General features: G+C 65.0%; 15 protein-coding genes. 11 read left to right on the plus strand and 4 right to left on the minus strand.

Features of this window, described 5'->3' with window-relative positions; genetic code table 11:
* Positions 1-10: 10 nt before the first annotated feature.
* A complete protein-coding gene (locus C5P05_RS09830; RefSeq protein WP_114969660.1) occupies positions 11-1549 on the minus strand; it encodes a YifB family Mg chelatase-like AAA ATPase in 1539 nt (512 codons plus the stop codon).
* Positions 1550-1803: 254 nt separating this feature from the next.
* On the opposite strand from C5P05_RS09830, the gene glnK reads away from it, so the two are divergent.
* From glnK to C5P05_RS34950, 9 genes are all read left to right on the plus strand, one after another.
* Complete coding sequence (gene glnK / locus C5P05_RS09835) at positions 1804-2142, plus strand: P-II family nitrogen regulator (protein WP_114969661.1); 339 nt, start codon at positions 1804-1806, stop codon at positions 2140-2142.
* A 77-nt stretch (positions 2143-2219) separates the two neighbouring features.
* Positions 2220-3764 (plus strand): ammonium transporter, encoded by a 1545-nt coding sequence (locus C5P05_RS09840; RefSeq protein ID WP_114969662.1) that lies wholly within the window; start codon positions 2220-2222, stop codon positions 3762-3764.
* Positions 3765-3877: 113 nt separating this feature from the next.
* On the plus strand, positions 3878-4744 hold the full coding sequence (locus C5P05_RS09845; RefSeq protein WP_157979280.1) for an aldose 1-epimerase: 867 nt from the start codon (positions 3878-3880) through the stop codon (positions 4742-4744).
* On the plus strand, positions 4741-5694 hold the full coding sequence (locus C5P05_RS09850) for an SMP-30/gluconolactonase/LRE family protein (RefSeq protein WP_114969664.1): 954 nt from the start codon (positions 4741-4743) through the stop codon (positions 5692-5694). Before C5P05_RS09845 ends, C5P05_RS09850 begins: the two co-directional genes overlap by 4 nt.
* An 87-nt stretch (positions 5695-5781) precedes the next feature.
* On the plus strand, positions 5782-6927 hold the full coding sequence (gene glcE, locus C5P05_RS09855; protein WP_114969665.1) for a glycolate oxidase subunit GlcE: 1146 nt from the start codon (positions 5782-5784) through the stop codon (positions 6925-6927).
* A 7-nt stretch (positions 6928-6934) separates the two neighbouring features.
* Positions 6935-8251 (plus strand): glycolate oxidase subunit GlcF, encoded by a 1317-nt coding sequence (glcF, locus tag C5P05_RS09860; protein WP_114969666.1) that lies wholly within the window; start codon positions 6935-6937, stop codon positions 8249-8251.
* 77 nt (positions 8252-8328) lie between these two features.
* On the plus strand, positions 8329-9387 hold the full coding sequence (locus tag C5P05_RS09865) for a 3-deoxy-7-phosphoheptulonate synthase (protein WP_114969667.1): 1059 nt from the start codon (positions 8329-8331) through the stop codon (positions 9385-9387).
* Between the two features lie 125 nt (positions 9388-9512).
* Complete coding sequence (locus tag C5P05_RS09870; RefSeq protein WP_114969668.1) at positions 9513-11372, plus strand: serine/threonine protein kinase; 1860 nt, start codon at positions 9513-9515, stop codon at positions 11370-11372.
* A gap of 77 nt (positions 11373-11449) precedes the next feature.
* Complete coding sequence (locus C5P05_RS34950; protein WP_114969669.1) at positions 11450-12358, plus strand: transglycosylase SLT domain-containing protein; 909 nt, start codon at positions 11450-11452, stop codon at positions 12356-12358.
* A gap of 17 nt (positions 12359-12375) precedes the next feature.
* Here C5P05_RS34950 and C5P05_RS09880 read toward each other — a convergent pair whose 3' ends face one another.
* From C5P05_RS09880 to lplT, 3 genes are read right to left on the minus strand one after another with little or no spacing between them, the layout of a single operon-like run.
* Positions 12376-12861 (minus strand): glutathione peroxidase, encoded by a 486-nt coding sequence (locus C5P05_RS09880; protein ID WP_114969750.1) that lies wholly within the window; start codon positions 12859-12861, stop codon positions 12376-12378.
* Between the two features lie 56 nt (positions 12862-12917).
* Positions 12918-13805, minus strand: a complete 888-nt coding sequence (locus tag C5P05_RS09885; protein ID WP_232834420.1) for a DMT family transporter — start codon at positions 13803-13805, stop codon at positions 12918-12920.
* A gap of 8 nt (positions 13806-13813) precedes the next feature.
* A complete protein-coding gene (gene lplT / locus C5P05_RS09890; RefSeq protein WP_114969670.1) occupies positions 13814-15097 on the minus strand; it encodes a lysophospholipid transporter LplT in 1284 nt (427 codons plus the stop codon).
* A 124-nt stretch (positions 15098-15221) separates the two neighbouring features.
* Here lplT and alr point away from each other — a divergent pair, with 124 nt between their 5' ends.
* Together alr and C5P05_RS09900 are read left to right on the plus strand one after the other, a co-directional pair.
* The gene (gene alr, locus C5P05_RS09895; RefSeq protein WP_114969671.1) at positions 15222-16358 is read left to right on the plus strand and encodes an alanine racemase; all 1137 of its coding nucleotides are present in this window, start codon (positions 15222-15224) and stop codon (positions 16356-16358) included.
* 39 nt (positions 16359-16397) lie between these two features.
* Complete coding sequence (locus C5P05_RS09900) at positions 16398-17366, plus strand: HD-GYP domain-containing protein (protein ID WP_114969672.1); 969 nt, start codon at positions 16398-16400, stop codon at positions 17364-17366.
* The last annotated feature ends 11 nt before the right edge of the window (positions 17367-17377 follow it).

The following is a 17377-nucleotide window of genomic DNA, read 5'->3' on the forward strand; positions in this document are numbered from 1 at the left end:
GCTGCGCTGCTTACAGGCTGGCGCGCAGTGCGCGCCGGTATTGCATGGCCTCGGCCACATGCGCGACCAGTGTCGTGTCCGACCCCGCCAGATCGGCAATCGTGCGCGCCACTTTCAGCGCCCGGTGCGTGCTGCGGGCAGACCAGCCCAGGCGCGCGGCCGCGATGTTCAGGAACTTCACCGCCGCCTCGTCCAGCCGCACGTGCGCATCGATGTCCGGGCCTTGCAGTGCCTGGTTCGCCTTGCCCTGGCGGGCATTAGCGACCTCGCGGGCCGCCGTGCAGCGCGCCCGGATGGTGGCGGTGGATTCGCCGGGGCGGGCCTGCATGAGATCCGCCGACTGCAAGGCGGGCACCTCGACATGCAGGTCAATGCGGTCAATCAGCGGACCACTGAGTTTGCCCTGGTAGCGCGAGACCTGATCGGGCGTGCAGCGGCAGGCTTTTTGCACCGAACCCAAATAGCCGCAGGGGCAGGGGTTCATGGCTCCGATCAACTGGAAGCGTGCCGGAAACTCGGCCCGGCGGGCAGCGCGCGAGATCGTGATGGTGCCGGACTCCAGCGGCTCGCGCAGCGCTTCAAGCGCGGCCCGCGGAAACTCAGGCATTTCGTCCAAAAATAAAACACCGTGGTGCGCCAGCGAGATTTCACCGGGCCGCGGTGGCGAACCGCCGCCGACCAGGGCCACGGCGCTGGCCGTGTGGTGCGGACTGCAGGTCGGCCGCTGCGCCCAGCGGTCCAGCGAAAAGCGGCCACCGAGGCTGGCCACCGCCGCGCTTTGCAGCGCCTCGTCCGTCGTCATGGCCGGCAGCAGGCCGGCAAAGCGGTGTGCCAGCATGGACTTGCCCGAGCCCGGCGGCCCCATCAGCAGCAGGCTGTGCCCGCCGGCGGCGGCGATTTCCAGTGCCCGCTTCGCACCCAGCTGGCCTTTGACATCGCCCAGATCCGGGTACAGCACGGCATGGGTCCGGGGCAAGGTCGTGACACGCGACCATCCCGGCGAGGGCTCGGGGGGCGGGGCGTCCGCTGCCAGCGGCAGAAAGTTCTGCACCACGTCCAGCAAGTGCCGCGCCCGGTAGACCTGGGCGTCGGGCACCAGGGCGGCTTCTTCCGCGCTGTCCGGGGGCAACACCAGCTGGGTCACGACCCGCCCGGCATGCAAGGCCAGACTCATGGCCAGGGCGCCGCGCACCGGCCGCAACTCGCCGGACAACGACAATTCCCCGGCGAATTCATGGCCCGCCAAGCGGGCCGCGTCGATCTGTCCGCTGGCCGCGAGGATGCCCAGCGCTATCGGCAGGTCAAAACGGCCGGAGTCCTTGGGCAGGTCGGCCGGTGCCAGATTGACGGTAATGCGTTTGTTATGCGGAAATTCGAGCCCCGAGTTTTGAATCGCGCAGCGCACCCGCTCACGCGCTTCCTTGACCTCCACGTCGGCCAAACCCACCAGCGTGAAGCTGGGCAGGCCATTGGCCAGATGCACTTCGACCGTGACCGCCGCCGCGTCCAGGCCCAGCAGGGCCCGGCTTTGCACCAAAGAAAGACTCATGAGGATTCCTCTCCAAAAGGGTGCATGCGCAGCAAGCTCACCCGAGTTTCATGCACTTAACTGGTGCATACTGTTTATTTATACATACATCTTAGCGCAGCTGCTTTCGCCCAATCGATGGCGCCCGCATCAAAGCCAGGAAAATAATATTGGCATGAACCGTGCATGTCCCCATCGTCCGCTAACTAGTTGGAGAAGCTTATGAAACTGACATCGCTGATTGCAACTGATCATTTCCGTATTGAGGAGAACACATGAAACTCGTAACCGCCATCATCAAACCCTTCAAGCTGGACGAAGTGCGTGAAGCGCTCTCCGCCATCGGCGTGCAGGGCATCACCGTGACCGAAGTCAAGGGCTTTGGCCGTCAAAAAGGCCACACCGAGCTGTACCGGGGCGCCGAGTACGTGGTGGACTTCTTGCCCAAGGTCAAGATCGAAGCCGCCATTGACGATGCCTTGGTGGACCGCGTCATCGAAGCGGTTGAGGGCGCCGCCCGCACCGGCAAGATTGGCGACGGCAAGATCTTCGTCTACAACCTGGAGCAAGTCGTTCGCATCCGCACCGGCGAGACCGGCAAGGAAGCGCTATGAAATTTGGCGGTACAGGGCGTGGCCGCGCAGCGGCAAGCCCTGTCCTTCGCTGTTCAACGTCATTACAGAACATCAACATGAAAAAACTACTTGCATCCCTAGCTTTGGGTTTAAGCCTCCTGATGGGTGGCACAGCCGCAATGGCGCAGGCCCCGGAAGCGGCGCCCGCCGCATCCGCCCCCTCTGACGCCAAGCCCGCTGAAGCGGCTGCACCCGCAGCACCCGCCGCTGCATCGACCGCCGCCGCGCCAGCGCCTGTGGCAGAAGCCGCACCGGCGCCCGCGCCGGTTCCCAACAAAGGCGACACCGCCTGGATGATGGTGTCCACCCTGCTGGTGATTCTGATGACGGTGCCCGGCCTGGCCCTGTTCTACGGCGGTCTGGTCCGCTCCAAAAACATGCTGTCCGTCCTGATGCAGGTGATGGTGACCTTCTCGATGATCGTCGTGCTGTGGCTCATTTATGGCTACAGTCTGGCGTTCACGGAGGGCAACGCCTTCGTCGGAGGCTTTGACCGCCTGTTCATGCGCGGCATCTGGGACAACGCGGCTGGCACCTTTGCCAATGCTGCCACCTTCAGCAAGGGTGTCTACATTCCTGAAATCGTGTTTGCCGCCTTCCAGGCCACGTTCGCCGGCATCACTTGCGCACTGATTGTGGGCGCTTTTGCCGAACGCATGAAGTTCTCCGCCGTGCTGATGTTCTCGGCCCTGTGGTTCACCTTCTGCTACGCCCCGATCGCCCACATGGTGTGGTTCTGGATGGGCCCTGACGCTTACGCCACCAAGGACGTGGTTGACGCCATGAACGCCAAAGCCGGTTATGTCTGGCAATCGGGCGCACTTGATTTCGCAGGCGGCACCGTGGTGCACATCAACGCCGCTGTGGCCGGCCTGGTCGGCGCCTACATGGTGGGCAAACGCATCGGTTATGGCAAGGAATCCATGGCGCCTCACAGCCTGACGCTGACCATGGTCGGCGCATCGCTGCTGTGGGTGGGCTGGTTCGGTTTCAACGCCGGCTCCGCCCTTGAAGCCAACGGTTTCGCGGCACTGGCCTTCATCAACACCTTTGGTGCCACGGCGGCGGCCGTGCTGGCCTGGTGTGTCGGTGAGACGCTGATGCGCGGTAAAGCGTCCATGCTGGGTGCTGCTTCCGGTGCTGTGGCCGGTTTGGTGGCCATCACCCCGGCTGCCGGCAACGTCGGTATCGGTGGTGCCCTGGTGATTGGTGCCGTGGCCGGTTTTGCCTGCCTGTGGGGTGTGAACGGCCTCAAGAAGATGCTCGGCGCGGATGACTCGCTGGATGTGTTTGGCGTGCACGGCATTGGCGGCATCGTCGGGGCCCTGCTGACCGGCGTGTTCAACTCGCCAGCCCTGGGTGGTCCTGGCTACGTGGCTGACTGGGTGACCGCCACCATGGTGACTTCCGCCGACTACTCGATCGCTTCACAAGTGTGGATCCAGGCCAAGGCCGTGCTGACGACCATCGTCTGGTCCGGCGTCGTGTCCTTCGTCGCCTTCAAGCTGGTTGACCTGACCATTGGCCTGCGTGTGAGCGAAGAAGACGAGCGCGAAGGCCTCGACATCACGTCCCACGGCGAGACTGCCTACAACCGTTAAGTGCTTCCAGGCTGCAGGCCTGCGAACCCCATCAACCCACCCGAGCCCCGGCTCCGGTGGGTTTTTTCATGCCCTGCCGGCGAGGCACAATAAGGGCCAGGAGACCCCAAATCATGACCACTGCCCTGGAACTCTCGTGCGACACGCTTCGTTGTGAAATCGCCCCCGCTTTGGGCGGCTGCATTGCCGGCCTGTGGCTGGGCGACACGCCGGTGCTGCGCTCCACCCCGGCCCATGCGTTGACCAGCGTGCGCCAATCGGGCAGCTACCCGCTGGTGCCTTTTTCCAACCGCGTCGGCCACGCCACCCTGAAATGGAACGGCACCAGCCATCCGCTGGTGCAAAACAATGCCGGAGAACCCCATTCCATCCACGGTGTCGGCTGGCAACGGCCCTGGACCGTGCTGGAGGCCAGCGCCCAGTTTGCGCTGCTGTCTTACGAACACAAGCCGGATGAGGCCTGGCCCTTCGCCTTCGACACCTCGCAAGCCTTTCGCCTGAGCGCCAACGCACTGGAAATATCCTTGAGCATCACCAACCAGTCGGCCGTGGCCGCGCCGGTGGGCCTGGGCTGGCACCCTTACTTCGTCAAACGCGCGCGCAGCCACATTGCCTTTGAAGCCACCGGGCGCTGGGAGATGAGCCCCGAGAAGCTGCCCACGCACCACACCGCCGCGCCAGGACTGGACACCGACTGCGCCGCGCTGGACGTGGACCACTGCTTTGAGGGCTGGCCCGGCATCGTCCACCTGCGCGATGAAGCATTGCACACCCGCCTCACGTCCAACCTGAGCCGCCTGGTGGTGTTCACCAACGCCACCCGCGACTTCGTGGCGATTGAGCCGGTCAGCCATGTCAACAATGCCCTCAATCTCATGGCCGCCAGCGGCGCCAGTGCGGAGGCACTCGGCGTGCGCGTGCTGCAGCCGGGCGAGTCCATGTCGGCCGAGATGAGCATTTATGTAGAAAGAGCCCCATGAGTTTGCAAACCGCCCCCTGGCAAGCCGTCACCACCCAGCCCTGCGAGCTGGGCGAATCCCCGTTCTGGCACCCGCAGGAGCAGATGCTGTACTGGGTGGATATTCCGGGTAAGCAAATTTTGCGCGCCAATATCTACATGGGCACGGTGGACACCTGGGACATGCCGTCCGAGCCCGGCTGCATCGCGCCGGCGAACAGCGGCGGCCTGGTCATGGCCCTGCGCCACGGCGTGTTCCGGGCCAAAACCTGGGGCGGCGCGCTGGAGCACATCACCACGCTGGACTACGACCCGGCGCAGATGCGCGCCAACGACGGCAAATGCGATGCCCTGGGGCGCTTCTGGATGGGCACCATCGACGAGACCAAAGTGGCGCGCAACGCTGCCCTCTATGCGCTGGACTGCCGCGCCGGGCGCACGCCACTGCTGGAACGCAAGACCGACCCGGCCACCCTGCCCGCCACCACCGCCAACGGCCTGGCCTGGAATCCCGACGGGCAAACCTTGTACTGGGCCGACACGCCCAGCCACACCGTGCATGCCTGGGACTTTGAGCTCAACAGCGGCGCCATGACGGCGCACCGTCGTTTTGCGCAGTTCCCCGCCAAACCGGCGGGCTGGCAGTACGCGCCCGCCGAGGACAACGGCGGCTACCGCGGTCGGCCCGACGGTGCCGCGGTGGACGCGCAGGGCAACTATTACGTGGCCATGTTCGAGGGCCGCCGACTCTGCAAATTCACGCCCGACGGCCGCCTGTTGACAGAAATTGCGACGCCCGCGCAATGCCCCACCATGCCCTGCTTTGGCGGCGAAGACTTGCAAACCCTGTTCATCACCACCGCGCGCCACGGCCGCAGCGCGGCGGAGCTCCAGGATTTACCGTTGTCAGGCTGCGTGTTTTCCATGCGCGTGGACGTGCCGGGATTGCCGGTGAATTTCTTCGTCGACTGAGCTGGCCCCACGACGACTAAATTTTTGAACCCAGGGGTTTCAAAAAATTCAAACCAGCGGTGGCGGCGGCCTCTTACCATCGCAGGCATGGACCCCATCACCGTTTCTCCCGCCGCTGCCCTGCGCCAGATCACCGAGCGCATTCTGGCCGCCGCCGCCGACCGCACCCCGCTGCGCCTTCGCGGCGGCGGCACCAAAGACTTTTACGGCGAGGTGCCGCAAGGCGAATTGCTGGACCTCACCGCGCTCAGCGGCATCACCAGCTACGAGCCGACCGAACTGGTCGTCACCATGCGCGCCGGCACCCCGCTGGCGGAACTGGAAGCCACGCTGGCGGAAAAAGGCCAGTGCCTGCCCTTCGAGCCGCCGCACTTTGGCGCCGGCGCCACCGTGGGCGGCATGGTGGCCGCCGGCTTGAGCGGCCCGGCCCGCGCCAGCGCCGGTGCCGTGCGCGACTTCGTGCTCGGCGTCCAGCTCATCAACGGCAAAGGCGAGCTGCTGACCTTTGGCGGCCAGGTCATGAAAAACGTGGCCGGTTACGACGTCTCGCGCCTGATGGTGGGCGCCATGGGCACGCTCGGGCTGCTGACCGACATCTCCCTCAAGGTGCTGCCCGTGGCCCCGGCCGAGGCGACGCTGGTGTTTGAACTCGACCAGGCGAGTGCGCTGGCCCAGTTGCACCGCTGGGGCGGGCAACCATTGCCGCTGAACGCCAGTTGCTGGGTGCGTGACGACACCGCGCCGGCCCGGCCCGAGCTGCTGTTCGTGCGCCTGCGCGGCGCCGTGGCCGCCGTGGAATCTGCTTGTCGCAAGATGACTGAAGAGGTGCCTGGCACGCGCCTGGACAACGCCCAGGCCGGCCCCGACTGGGCCGCCTGTCACAACCAGACCCTGCCCTTCTTCAAGCCCCCCGCACCCGACCTCTGCCTGTGGCGCCTGAGCCTGCCGCAAACCGCGCCGGTGCTGGACCTACCTTTTGCGCAACTTATCGAGTGGCATGGCGGCCAGCGCTGGCTGTGGGCGCCTCCCGAGGCCCAGGCCCAGCTGCGCCAAGCCGCTGCCGACGCGGGCGGATCAGCTACCCTATTCATAGCTACTCACGAAGATAAGACGGGGGCTAGAGGTAGATTTAATCCTTTAAAACCGCCGCTGGACCGGATTCACCAGCGCCTCAAGGCCGAGTTCGACCCGGCCGGCATCTTCAACCCTGGCCGCCTTTACCCCGCCTTGTAAAGCCCCCATGCAAACCAATCTCGCTCCCGAATACCAAGGCACGGCCGACGGCATGGCCGCCGAAGCCATTCTGCGCAAATGCGTGCACTGCGGTTTTTGCACCGCCACCTGCCCCACCTACCAGCTGCTGGGTGACGAGCTGGACGGGCCGCGCGGCCGCATCTACCTGATGAAGCAGGTGCTCGAAGGCGAAACGCCCACGCGCAAGACGCAGTTGCACCTGGACCGCTGCCTGACCTGCCGCAACTGCGAATCCACCTGCCCCTCGGGCGTGGACTATGGCCATTTGCTGGACATCGGGCGCAAGCTGGTCGACGCCCAGGTTCCGCGTCCGCTGGGGGAACGCGCCTTACGCTGGGCCTTGAAAGAAGGCCTGCCCTCGCCGCTGTTCGCCCCGGCCATGGCACTGGGCCAGCTGGTGCGCCCGCTGCTGCCGGCGGCGCTGCAAAACAAGGTGCCGCCCAAGCAGAACGCCGGCGCCTGGCCGAGCCGCGTGCACGCCCGCAAAGTGCTGCTGCTGGCCGGCTGCGCCCAGCCGGCGATGGCACCCAACATCAACCGCGCCACTGCGCGCGTGTTCGATGCGGCCGGCATCCAGACCGTCATAGCCCCCAAGGCAGGTTGCTGTGGTGCCGTGAAGTTTCACCTGAACGACCAGGAGGGCGGCAAAGCCGAGATGCGCGCCAACATCGACGCCTGGTGGCCCTATCTTCAGGAACAGGCACAGGAACCAGATCAGAACCCGACGGATCGCGCCGACCCGTCGGCCCCGACCGGCCTTGACTCCCAGCCCGGCGTGGAGGCCATCCTCATGAACGCCTCGGGCTGTGGCGTCACGGTCAAGGAATACGGCCACATCCTGCGCGACGACCCGGCCTACGCGGCCAAGGCGGCGCGCATCAGCGCACTGACGCGGGACGTGAGCGAATGGCTGCCCGAACTCAGCGCCACATTGCGCGAGCAGGTCAAGGCCAGCGCTGGCACCATCGCCTTTCATCCGCCGTGCACGCTGCAGCATGGCCAGCAATTGCGCGGCGGCGTCGAGCAGTACATGACGGAACTGGGCTTCAACATCAAGATCACCGGCTGCGAAGCCCACCTGTGCTGCGGCTCGGCCGGCACCTATTCGGTGCTCAACCCGGACTTGGCCTACCAGCTGCGCGACCGCAAGCTCGGCCACCTGAACGAGACCTTTGGCGCGGCGCCACCGGACCTGATCGCCTCCACCAACATCGGCTGCATCACCCATCTGCAAAGTGGCACCGCCACGCCGGTGCGACACTGGATTGAGGTGCTGGACGAGGCGCTCCAAAAAACACTATAAAATTAATAGCTACCTGCGCTCATTCCGTGAGGGCTAGAGCCTTATTTCTTATAAATTACTCTTCACCGGGCGACATCATGACTTTCCCCACCGAACTTGAAAACCTGAACGTGGTGTCGCAGCACACCCTGCTGTCGCCGAGCCAGTTGCACGAGGATATTCCGGCCAGCGCCCAAGCGACCCGGACCGTCAGCGCGGCGCGCTTCACGCTGGGTGAGATCCTGAGCGGGCGCGACTCGCGTCTGCTGGTGGTCGTGGGACCGTGCTCGATTCACGACCCCGCCGCCGCCATGGACTACGCCCGGCGCCTGAAAACGCTGGCCGACGAACTGGCAGACCGCTTGTTCATCGTGATGCGCGTGTATTTCGAAAAACCCCGCACCACCGTGGGCTGGAAAGGCCTGATCAATGACCCGCGCATGGACGACTCGTTTCACGTCGAGGAAGGCCTGCGCCTGGCCCGGCGCCTGCTGATCGACATCAACGACCTGGGACTGCCTTGCGGCACCGAGGCGCTGGACCCGATCACACCGCAGTACCTGGGCGACCTGATTGCCTGGAGCGCCATCGGCGCCCGCACCACCGAGAGCCAGACCCACCGTGAACTGGCCAGCGGCCTGTCCAGCCCGGTCGGCTTCAAGAACGGCACCGACGGCAACCTGGAAGTGGCCTTGAACGCCATGCTGTCCGCCGCCCAGCCGCATGCATTTTTAGGCATCAACGGCGAGGGTCAGGTGGCGCTGACCCACACCCGGGGCAACGCCTTCGGGCATCTGATCCTGCGCGGCGGCGCGGTGCCGAACTACGACTCGGTGGCTGTGGCGCAGGCCGAGGCCGCGCTGACGGCGGCGCAGCTGCCGGTGAACATCGTGGTCGACTGCAGCCACGCCAATTCCCGAAAAAACCACGCCCTGCAGACGCTGGTGCTCAAGGACGTGGTGCACCAGATCGCCGACGGCAACCGTGCCATCAAGGGTGTGATGCTGGAATCCAACCTGTTCGAGGGCAACCAGAAGCTCGGCCGGCCGCAGGACCTGCGCTATGGCGTCTCCATCACCGACGCCTGCCTGGGCTGGGACACCACGGCGGCCTGCTTGCGTGAAGCGGCGTCCCGTTTGCGTTCAGTCCCCAACTGAGGCCAGCACGCCAGACAGCGCCGCCCCATTTTTCGAGGCACCAGAGGACGACTGCCCTAGAATCTGGCATCGCACGATCGGGGCTGTTGGTGGCGTTGAATGATCGTGCTTCTGATGAAGGACTCATGATTGAACTACCCATCCGCGTTGCAACGCCAGACGTCTCCCACGTAGATGCGCTGGTGTCCGGCACCCGGCTGGGCGAGTTCGAAATCCTGGGTTTGATTGGTGTAGGCGGTTTCGGCATGGTGTACCGGGCCTACGACCACTCGCTGCAGCGCGATGTCGCCATCAAGGAATACATGCCCTCGGGGCTGGCGAACCGCTCGGGCGATGTGTTGAACATTTCGGTGCGAACGTCCAGCGACGATGAAACCTTCCAGGCCGGATTGCAGTCTTTTGTTGGCGAAGCCCGAATGCTCGCCCGCTTCGAGCACCCCTCGCTGGTCAAGGTGTTCAGGTTTTGGGAAGCCAACAACACGGCTTACATGGTCATGCCGCTGTACCACGGCATGACCCTCAAGCAAGCCCGGCTGCAGATGCGCCTGCCGCCGACCGAGGCCTGGCTGCGCAAGGTCTTGTGGTCGGTCCTGGGCGCGCTCAAGGTTTTGCACCGCGGCACGGCTTTGCACCGGGACATCTCGCCCGACAATATTTTCCTGCAAGACCTGGGGCCCCCGGTGCTACTGGATCTGGGCGCGGCGCGCGTGGCCATCGGCGACCGCGCCAAACAGCACACCGCCGTCCTCAAAGTCAATTTCGCGCCCATCGAGCAATACGCGGATATCAAGGACATGCAGCAAGGGCCCTGGACCGACCTGTATTCGCTGGCGGCGGTCGTGCACGGCCTGCTGCGCAACGAGGTGCCGGTGCCTTCGACGATCCGCGTCGTCAATGACAGCATGCCGCCCTTCGACAAAATCGCCAAAACGATTGAGGAAGAATTTGGGCAGAGCTACTCCTCGGAATTCGTGACCGGCATGGGCGGGGCCTTCAATATCCGGCCGCAAGATCGCCCGCAATCGGTACAGGAGCTTGCCCGCGCCCTGGGCCTCGCCACCCCCAGCGGCATGTCGTCCTTTGACTGGCGCGCCGAGCTGGGGCCCAGTTGCCTGCCGGACGGCGAGGTGTTGCAGCTGTCCGATGCGGTCGCCGGAATCGGCGAGCGTACCGTGCTCCAACGGACCCAACCCGACTACCTGCCGACGCAGCGGGTCAAGTCCGCGCCGGCAGAACCCGGCACCGGCCACCCGCAAGGCGAGGCACAGACCATCCTGCTTGAGCCATCCAAGCCCGTAAAAAAGCGGGCCGGGCAGGACGCCCACGCCAGCAAACGACGCCTGCCCCTGGATTCATTGGATTCAACGGGCTCACGGCCTCATCGCTCCTATGGCCCGTGGCTGATGATTTCGTCGCTGCTCGTTGTGGTGTCTGCCCTGGCGGCGTGGGGCTGGCGCAGCTCTGCTGCCGACACGGCGACCGTGGTGGCCACGGCGCCCGATGTGACGCCCTCGCCTCCTGAAGGCGCGGCCAGCCTGTCCGCTATGCCACTGGCCCCGGTACCGCCTATGGCCAGCCCGGCAGCCTCCATCCCAGGCATCAGCCCCGCCACCCTCGCCAGCACCACGGCCGATGCCCGGCCCCCAATGGCGGCCACGACTCCACCCGCCGCCGCCCTCAAGCCGGGCAAAACCGCCGCGCCGCGCCGCAGCGCCCCCACGCCGGAGGCCAGAGCCGAATCACCACGCCCGGCAACGGTGGTCGACGCATCGCCCGCACCCGTCGGACCTGAAACACCGCCACCCCGGCCTGCGCCTAAAGCCGAGGCAGCAGGCCTGACGGCCGAGAAGCTCTGCGTTGACAGCAATTTCCTGACCCGCCCCATGTGCTTGTACAACGCCTGCCAAAAGCCCGGTCTGGCAGGTTCCGCGACCTGCGTGGAACTTGAACAGCGTTTGAAGCACAACGCTGCCGGTAGCCGATAAGCGCCGCCCGAGGGCGTTCCGTCCGGCGTTGAGGTTTCGCAAGCAGGTCGCAGAAAAATGCGCGGACACTCGCGCGCATGTGCCCGAGTTTCGCGACCCTCACATCCCTGGTGCTGCTGCCATTCTGCGCAACCACGTCGCTGTCATCTGCACACGCCCAGGAGGGCGCGACCGACAGCAGCCTCATGTCCACCCTGCGTCAGGAGGCCATCGCGCTGGAGAACGGCGAAGGCGTGGCGCGCAACCCGGTGCTCGCTGCCACCCTGTATTGCAAGGGCGCCCGCCTGGGCGACGCGCAGGCGCAATACAACCTGGGATGGATGTACGCCAACGGGCGTGGCGTGGCGCGCGACGATGCCACGGCTGGGTACTTCTTTCATGCGGCGGCCGAACAAGGGCTCGACGCCGCCCAACGCATGCTGAAGGTCGTCGGTGGTCCCACGACCGAAGTACCGGAATGCATGCGCGAACCCGCGCCGCCGGCACCCGTGGAAGCGGCGAAGCCGAGCGTGGACTATCAGGCGATTGCGCCGCGCAAAATCTTTGACATGGTGATGAAGATGGCGCCCCAGTACCAGGTGGAGCCGCAACTGGCGCTGGCGATCATTGCCGCCGAGTCCAACTTCAACAACCTGGCGCTGTCGCCCAAGAATGCTCAGGGGCTGATGCAACTCATCCCGGAGACCAGCGAACGCTTCAACGTCAAAAATCCCTTTGACCCGGCGCAAAACATCCGGGGCGGGCTGACTTATCTGCGTTGGTTGCTGGCCTATTTTGAGGGCGATGTGGCGCTGGTGGCCGCCGCCTACAACGCCGGTGAAGGCAAGGTCGAGCGCTACCGCGGCGTGCCGCCGTACCTCGAAACCCGGGCCTATGTGCAGCGCATCCTCAGGGCCGTCGGCGTGCAAGTTCATCCATTTGACGCCACGGTGACCCGCCCCTCGCCCGCCCTGAGCTTGATTGGCGTGCCCTGGCGCAAGAAATAGGCGCCGGGCCCGTCGGTTCAGGCCGCCAGCGCGGCGGCTATGTCTTTCGCCATGCCGGCCGGTGTATCGGTCGGCGCATAACGCTTGAGGACCGTGCCGTCCTTACCAACCAGGAACTTGGTGAAATTCCATTTGATGGCCTTGCTGCCCAGCAAACCAGGCGCCTCGGCGCTCAGCCACTGGTACAGCGGGTGGGCGTGCGGGCCGTTGACCTCGATCTTGGCCATCATCGGGAAACTGACGCCGTAGTTCAGCTGGCAAAACTCGGCGATTTCATCGTTGCTGCCGGCGTCCTGGGCGCCAAACTGGTTGCACGGAAAACCCAGCACCACCAGCCCCTGCTTGCCATAGGTCTGATGCAATTCCTCCAGCCCGGCAAACTGCGGCGTGAAACCGCAGGCGCTGGCGGTGTTGACGATCAGCATGACCCGGCCCTTGAACTGACTCAAAGGCACAGGCGTGCCATTGATTTGCAGGGCGTCGAAATCGTACACAGTGCTCATGGGCATCTCCAATTCAAGAAAAGTTGGGGTCAGTGTCGCACCCCAGTGCAAAACAATCAGCGCCGGCCAAAGGACAGCACTGACAGCAGTGAGGCCAAAAGTATGAGCGCGCCGCCCAGCAAGGTGCGGGTCGACAACTCACCAGTCCCCAGGAGCACCGACGACACACTGGCAAACACCACTTCCGACAGCATGATGAGGGAGGTGGCGCTGGCGCTCAGGCGCGCCGCCCCGTATTGCAGGGCCAGGTTGCCCGCCAGAAAAGCCAGGCTGACGGCCAGGGCCAGACCGGACCAGGCCAGCGCCGGCGCGGGCGGCGCCGTCACCAGGCCCAAGCCCATGCCCATCACGGCGGCGCCCACTGCCATGACGGCGCCGCCGCCAAACATGGCCAGCATGCGCGCCTCGCCCGGTGTCCCGTTCAGCTTGCGCAACAGGATGTTGGTCAGCGCAAAACAGAAGCCGCCCATCAGCGCCAGCCAGTCGGCCAGATCCTGGGGGAAAGGCCAGGGCGATGCCGGCGTCTTGAGCACGATCACCACGCCGGTGAGTGCCAGCGCCAGCCGCAAGAGCGAGCCGGTGCTGGGCTTTTCACCCAGCAGGGGCCAGGCCAGCAGCACCACCCAGGCCGGCATCAGATAGAAGAGGATGACCACGCGCACCACGTCGCCCACGGTCACCGCCCAGTTGAAACCAACATTGGTCAGGCCGGACGCCAACACCAGCCACCACAGCATGGGATGCTGCAGGAAGCCGCGCCAGGCCTGCGGCTTCACCACGGCCAGACTGAGCAGCGCAAACACATAGATGATGGCCGTCGCCCACAGCGGATGCAGGCCCTGCGCTTGAAGCGCGCGAAAAGGCCACCACGACACGCCCCAGACGAAGGCGTTGAGAGCGAGCGCCGCGGCCGCGAGCGCCCGACTGGTCGGTTGCGACGCCAAGGGCCGCCTCAGCCGTGGAAGTTGTCGTTGCGGGCAATGTCCAGCAAGTGCTCGACCTCGGCACGGTGCTGCACGCAATTGCGGGCATGCCAGCGCCGGATGATCCACATGAAGCCGGCGATCACCACACCAAACACGGTGATGGCGGCAAAGGTCGGTAGCCCCAGGCCGGTCGACAGGCTGTAGCCCGCGCCCAGTGCCAGAATGCAGGCCTGCTCGTTGAAGTTCTGCACGGCGATGGAGCGCCCGGCACCCATCAGGTTATGGCCGCGATGCTGCAGCAAGGCATTCATGGGCACCACCAGGAAACCGCCCAGGGCCCCCAGCAAAATCAGGAATGGCGCCGCCACCCAGACGTTGGTGATGAAAATCAGCATGATGATCAACAGGCCCATGCCGATACCCAGCGTGATCACCCGCGGGCCATCCTCCAGGCGCATGCGCATCGACGCCACCACCGCGCCCACCGCCATGCCGATGGCCACCACACCCTGTAGGGCCGAGGCCTGCGTCACCGAATAACCCAAGGCCGCAGCGGCCCAGGCCAGCACGATGAAACGCAAATTACCCGCCACGCCCCAGATGAGCGTGGTCGCGGCAAGCGAAATCTGGCCCAGTTTGTCGCGCCACAGGCGGGCATTGCAGATCCAGAAATCGGGCAGCAAGGAGGTCAGGCGCTTGGGCATGGGACGCATCTCGACACCGGTGTGCGGAATATGGGTGTTAAACCACGCGGCCAGGAAATAAAGAAAAATCAGCACACCGATGGCGGCCTCCGGCGGCGAATCCACACCGGTGGCAATCAGCGGAAAGTCGAACGAGAGCAGCAGCGGCGACAGCACCGGCCCCACCAGTTGTCCGCCCAGCAGGACGCCCAGAATGATGGAGGCAATCGTCAAACCTTCGATCCAGCCATTGGCTTTGACCAGTTGCGAGGCCGGCAGGAGTTCGGTGAGGATGCCGTACTTGGCAGGGGAATAGGCGGCGGCACCCAGACCGACCACAGCGTAGGCCATCAGGGGGTGGGTGCCAAACAGCATCAGCAGGCAGCCCGCCACCTTGATGAAATTGCTGATCAGCATGACCCGGCCTTTGGGCAGGGAGTCCGCAAAAGCCCCGACAAAAGGCGCCAAAATGACGTAAAACAGCGCAAACATCGGCACCAATGCCGCCTGTTGCCACTCGGGCGCATGGCGGGTTCTGAGCAACTGGACGGCTGCAACAAACAGGGCGTTGTCGGCCAGCGAGCTGAAGAACTGCGCTGACATGATGGTAAAAAAACCGCGTTTCATTGTCTACAGGCGCGCATCAGTGCAACTGACACGGTGGGTTTTGTTATAGGTCTCCGAACGATGCTGCGTTATAGCATGCCCCCGAGGTGCAAAATAAAGCCCCCTCCGTCACCCCAAGAGAACCATGCCGCGTCCGATCCAAGCCACCATCCATACCGAAGCGCTTCGGCACAACCTTGGGCGCGTCCGACGGGCGGCCCCGGATGCCCGCGTTTGGGCCATCGTCAAGGCCAATGCCTACGGCCACGGGATTGAGCGTGTGTTCGAGGGGCTGCGCGGCGCCGACGGCTTTGCACTGCTGGACCTGGAGGAGGCCCGGCGCGTGCGGGCCCTAGGCTGGCGCGGCCCGATCCTGTTGCTGGAGGGCGTGTTCGAGTTGCGCGACCTGGAACTGTGCTCGCGCCTGGACCTGTGGCACACCGTGCACTGTGACGAGCAGATCGACATGCTGGCCACGCACAAGACCAACGTGCCGCACCGGGTCTTCCTGAAGATGAATACCGGCATGAACCGGCTCGGCTTCACGCCGCAACGCTACCGAGCCGCCTGGACCCGGCTCAATGCCCTGCCCCAGGTGGACGAGATTTCCCTGATGACCCATTTCAGCGACGCCGACGGGGCGCCGGGCGTGGCCGCCCAAATGGCGGTATTTGCCGAGGTCACGCGGGACCTGCCCGGCGAACGCACCCTGAACAACAGCGCCGCCACCCTGCGCCACAACGTGACGCCGCTGGATGCCGGCGCGCATCCCGACAGCCGTGTCGCCTCCGACTGGGTACGCCCCGGCATTGCCGTCTACGGCAGCGCCCCGGATTTCCCTGAACACAGCGCCGCCGACTGGGACTTGCAGCCGGCCATGACACTCACCTCAAAAATAATAGCAACACAAGACCTGGCGACGGGGGCTACAGTCGGATATGGCTCAACGTTTGTGGCGGACAAGCCCTTGCGCATCGGCGTCGTGGCCTGCGGTTACGCCGACGGCTACCCGCGCTCCTGCAGCACCGGCACGCCCGTGCTGGTGAAGGGCATCCGCACCCGCATGGTGGGGCGCGTCAGCATGGACATGCTCGCCGTCGACCTCACGCCGCTGGCCGACGCTGGTGTTGGCGCCGGCTTTGGCAGTGAGGTCACCTTATGGGGCCGCGCCACCAACGGTGCCGTATTGTCGATTGACGAAGTGGCGCGGGCTGCGGGCACCGTGGGTTACGAATTGATGTGCGCGCTGGCCCCGCGCGTGCCCGTGCTGGTGACCGATTAAAGGGCTCACATGAATCCGCTTTGCAGTGGGAGGCACTTGATGATTAACGATCCGATCCCCGCCCCTCTATTGCCAGAACCCGACCGTGACCTGCGCGCCGACTGGCTGGATTTACAGGCGACGCTGAAGGACCTCCTGCACCAGGGCGACTTCGCCACCGACCCCTTGCCACGACTGGAGGGCATCGAAAAGCGAGCCCTTGCATTGCTGGACCAGGACCTGGACGAATGCTTGTTCGTCCTGTTTCAGGCCCTGGGTGAGCTGTCGCTCGGCTATTGCGCGACCCACGCCCTGTTGTCGGCCGTCGTCTGTTCGCAGACCGCGAACCGGTTGGGCATGCCGGATGCCGCCAGGCAAACACTGTTCCGGTCGGCCCTGGTCATGAATATTGGCATGGCGCGCACGCAGGACGATCTGGCCCGGCAGAACCCGATACCCAGCGCGGCGCAGCGAAAACTGATCCGGGAACATCCGCAGATCAGCTGCGAGATGCTCCGGCGCTTTGGCGTGACCGACGCGGACTGGCTGGACATCGTTCGCTGGCACCATGAACTGGAAGAGTCCGCCGGACTGGCCCGCAACCGCACGAGCCGGCGCCTCCTGCGCGCGGCCGACTGCCTGATCGCCCGGATGGCCCCCCGAACGACGAGGCTGGCCATGGCCCCTCTCAACCCAGCCGCAGTCGTAGTGCCCGACACACCGGAAGATGCCACGGCGATCGGGAATGCCATGATGGCCGTGGTCGGGTTTTATCCGCCGGGCACCTACGTGCAATTGGTGAACGGCGAAAAAGCGGTTTCCGTGGCGCGAGGCGCGCGCGCCAACCAGCCGCATGTGGTGAGCCTTGTCAATCCGGGCGGCATGCCACTGCGTCCTTACCTCTACCGGGATACCAGCGACCCGCAGTTTGCGATCCGCTCACCGCTTAATGCGGAAAAAATCAAGGTCAAAGTCAGCCTGGAAGCGGTGTTGAATGTGGTGAAGTCGCTATCGGACCCCAGCGATTGAGACCTGTTGGC

The organism is Rhodoferax ferrireducens, from assembly GCF_003347515.1.
Lineage (GTDB): Bacteria > Pseudomonadota > Gammaproteobacteria > Burkholderiales > Burkholderiaceae_C > Rhodoferax.

Bases quoted from the DNA above. Each gene is read 5' to 3' on its own strand.
- C5P05_RS09840 (WP_114969662.1), top strand. From the start codon at position 2,220: ATGAAAAAACTACTTGCATCCCTAGCTTTGGGTTTAAGCCTCCTGATG.
- C5P05_RS34950 (WP_114969669.1), top strand. From the start codon at position 11,450: ATGTGCCCGAGTTTCGCGACCCTCACATCCCTGGTGCTGCTGCCATTC.
- C5P05_RS09850 (WP_114969664.1), top strand. From the start codon at position 4,741: ATGAGTTTGCAAACCGCCCCCTGGCAAGCCGTCACCACCCAGCCCTGC.
- C5P05_RS09830 (WP_114969660.1), bottom strand. From the start codon at position 1,549: ATGAGTCTTTCTTTGGTGCAAAGCCGGGCCCTGCTGGGCCTGGACGCG.
- C5P05_RS09880 (WP_114969750.1), bottom strand. From the start codon at position 12,861: ATGAGCACTGTGTACGATTTCGACGCCCTGCAAATCAATGGCACGCCT.
- C5P05_RS09865 (WP_114969667.1), top strand. From the start codon at position 8,329: ATGACTTTCCCCACCGAACTTGAAAACCTGAACGTGGTGTCGCAGCAC.
- glcF (WP_114969666.1), top strand. From the start codon at position 6,935: ATGCAAACCAATCTCGCTCCCGAATACCAAGGCACGGCCGACGGCATG.
- alr (WP_114969671.1), top strand. From the start codon at position 15,222: ATGCCGCGTCCGATCCAAGCCACCATCCATACCGAAGCGCTTCGGCAC.
- C5P05_RS09900 (WP_114969672.1), top strand. From the start codon at position 16,398: ATGATTAACGATCCGATCCCCGCCCCTCTATTGCCAGAACCCGACCGT.
- glnK (WP_114969661.1), top strand. From the start codon at position 1,804: ATGAAACTCGTAACCGCCATCATCAAACCCTTCAAGCTGGACGAAGTG.
- glcE (WP_114969665.1), top strand. From the start codon at position 5,782: ATGGACCCCATCACCGTTTCTCCCGCCGCTGCCCTGCGCCAGATCACC.
- C5P05_RS09870 (WP_114969668.1), top strand. From the start codon at position 9,513: ATGATTGAACTACCCATCCGCGTTGCAACGCCAGACGTCTCCCACGTA.
- C5P05_RS09845 (WP_157979280.1), top strand. From the start codon at position 3,878: ATGACCACTGCCCTGGAACTCTCGTGCGACACGCTTCGTTGTGAAATC.
- lplT (WP_114969670.1), bottom strand. From the start codon at position 15,097: ATGAAACGCGGTTTTTTTACCATCATGTCAGCGCAGTTCTTCAGCTCG.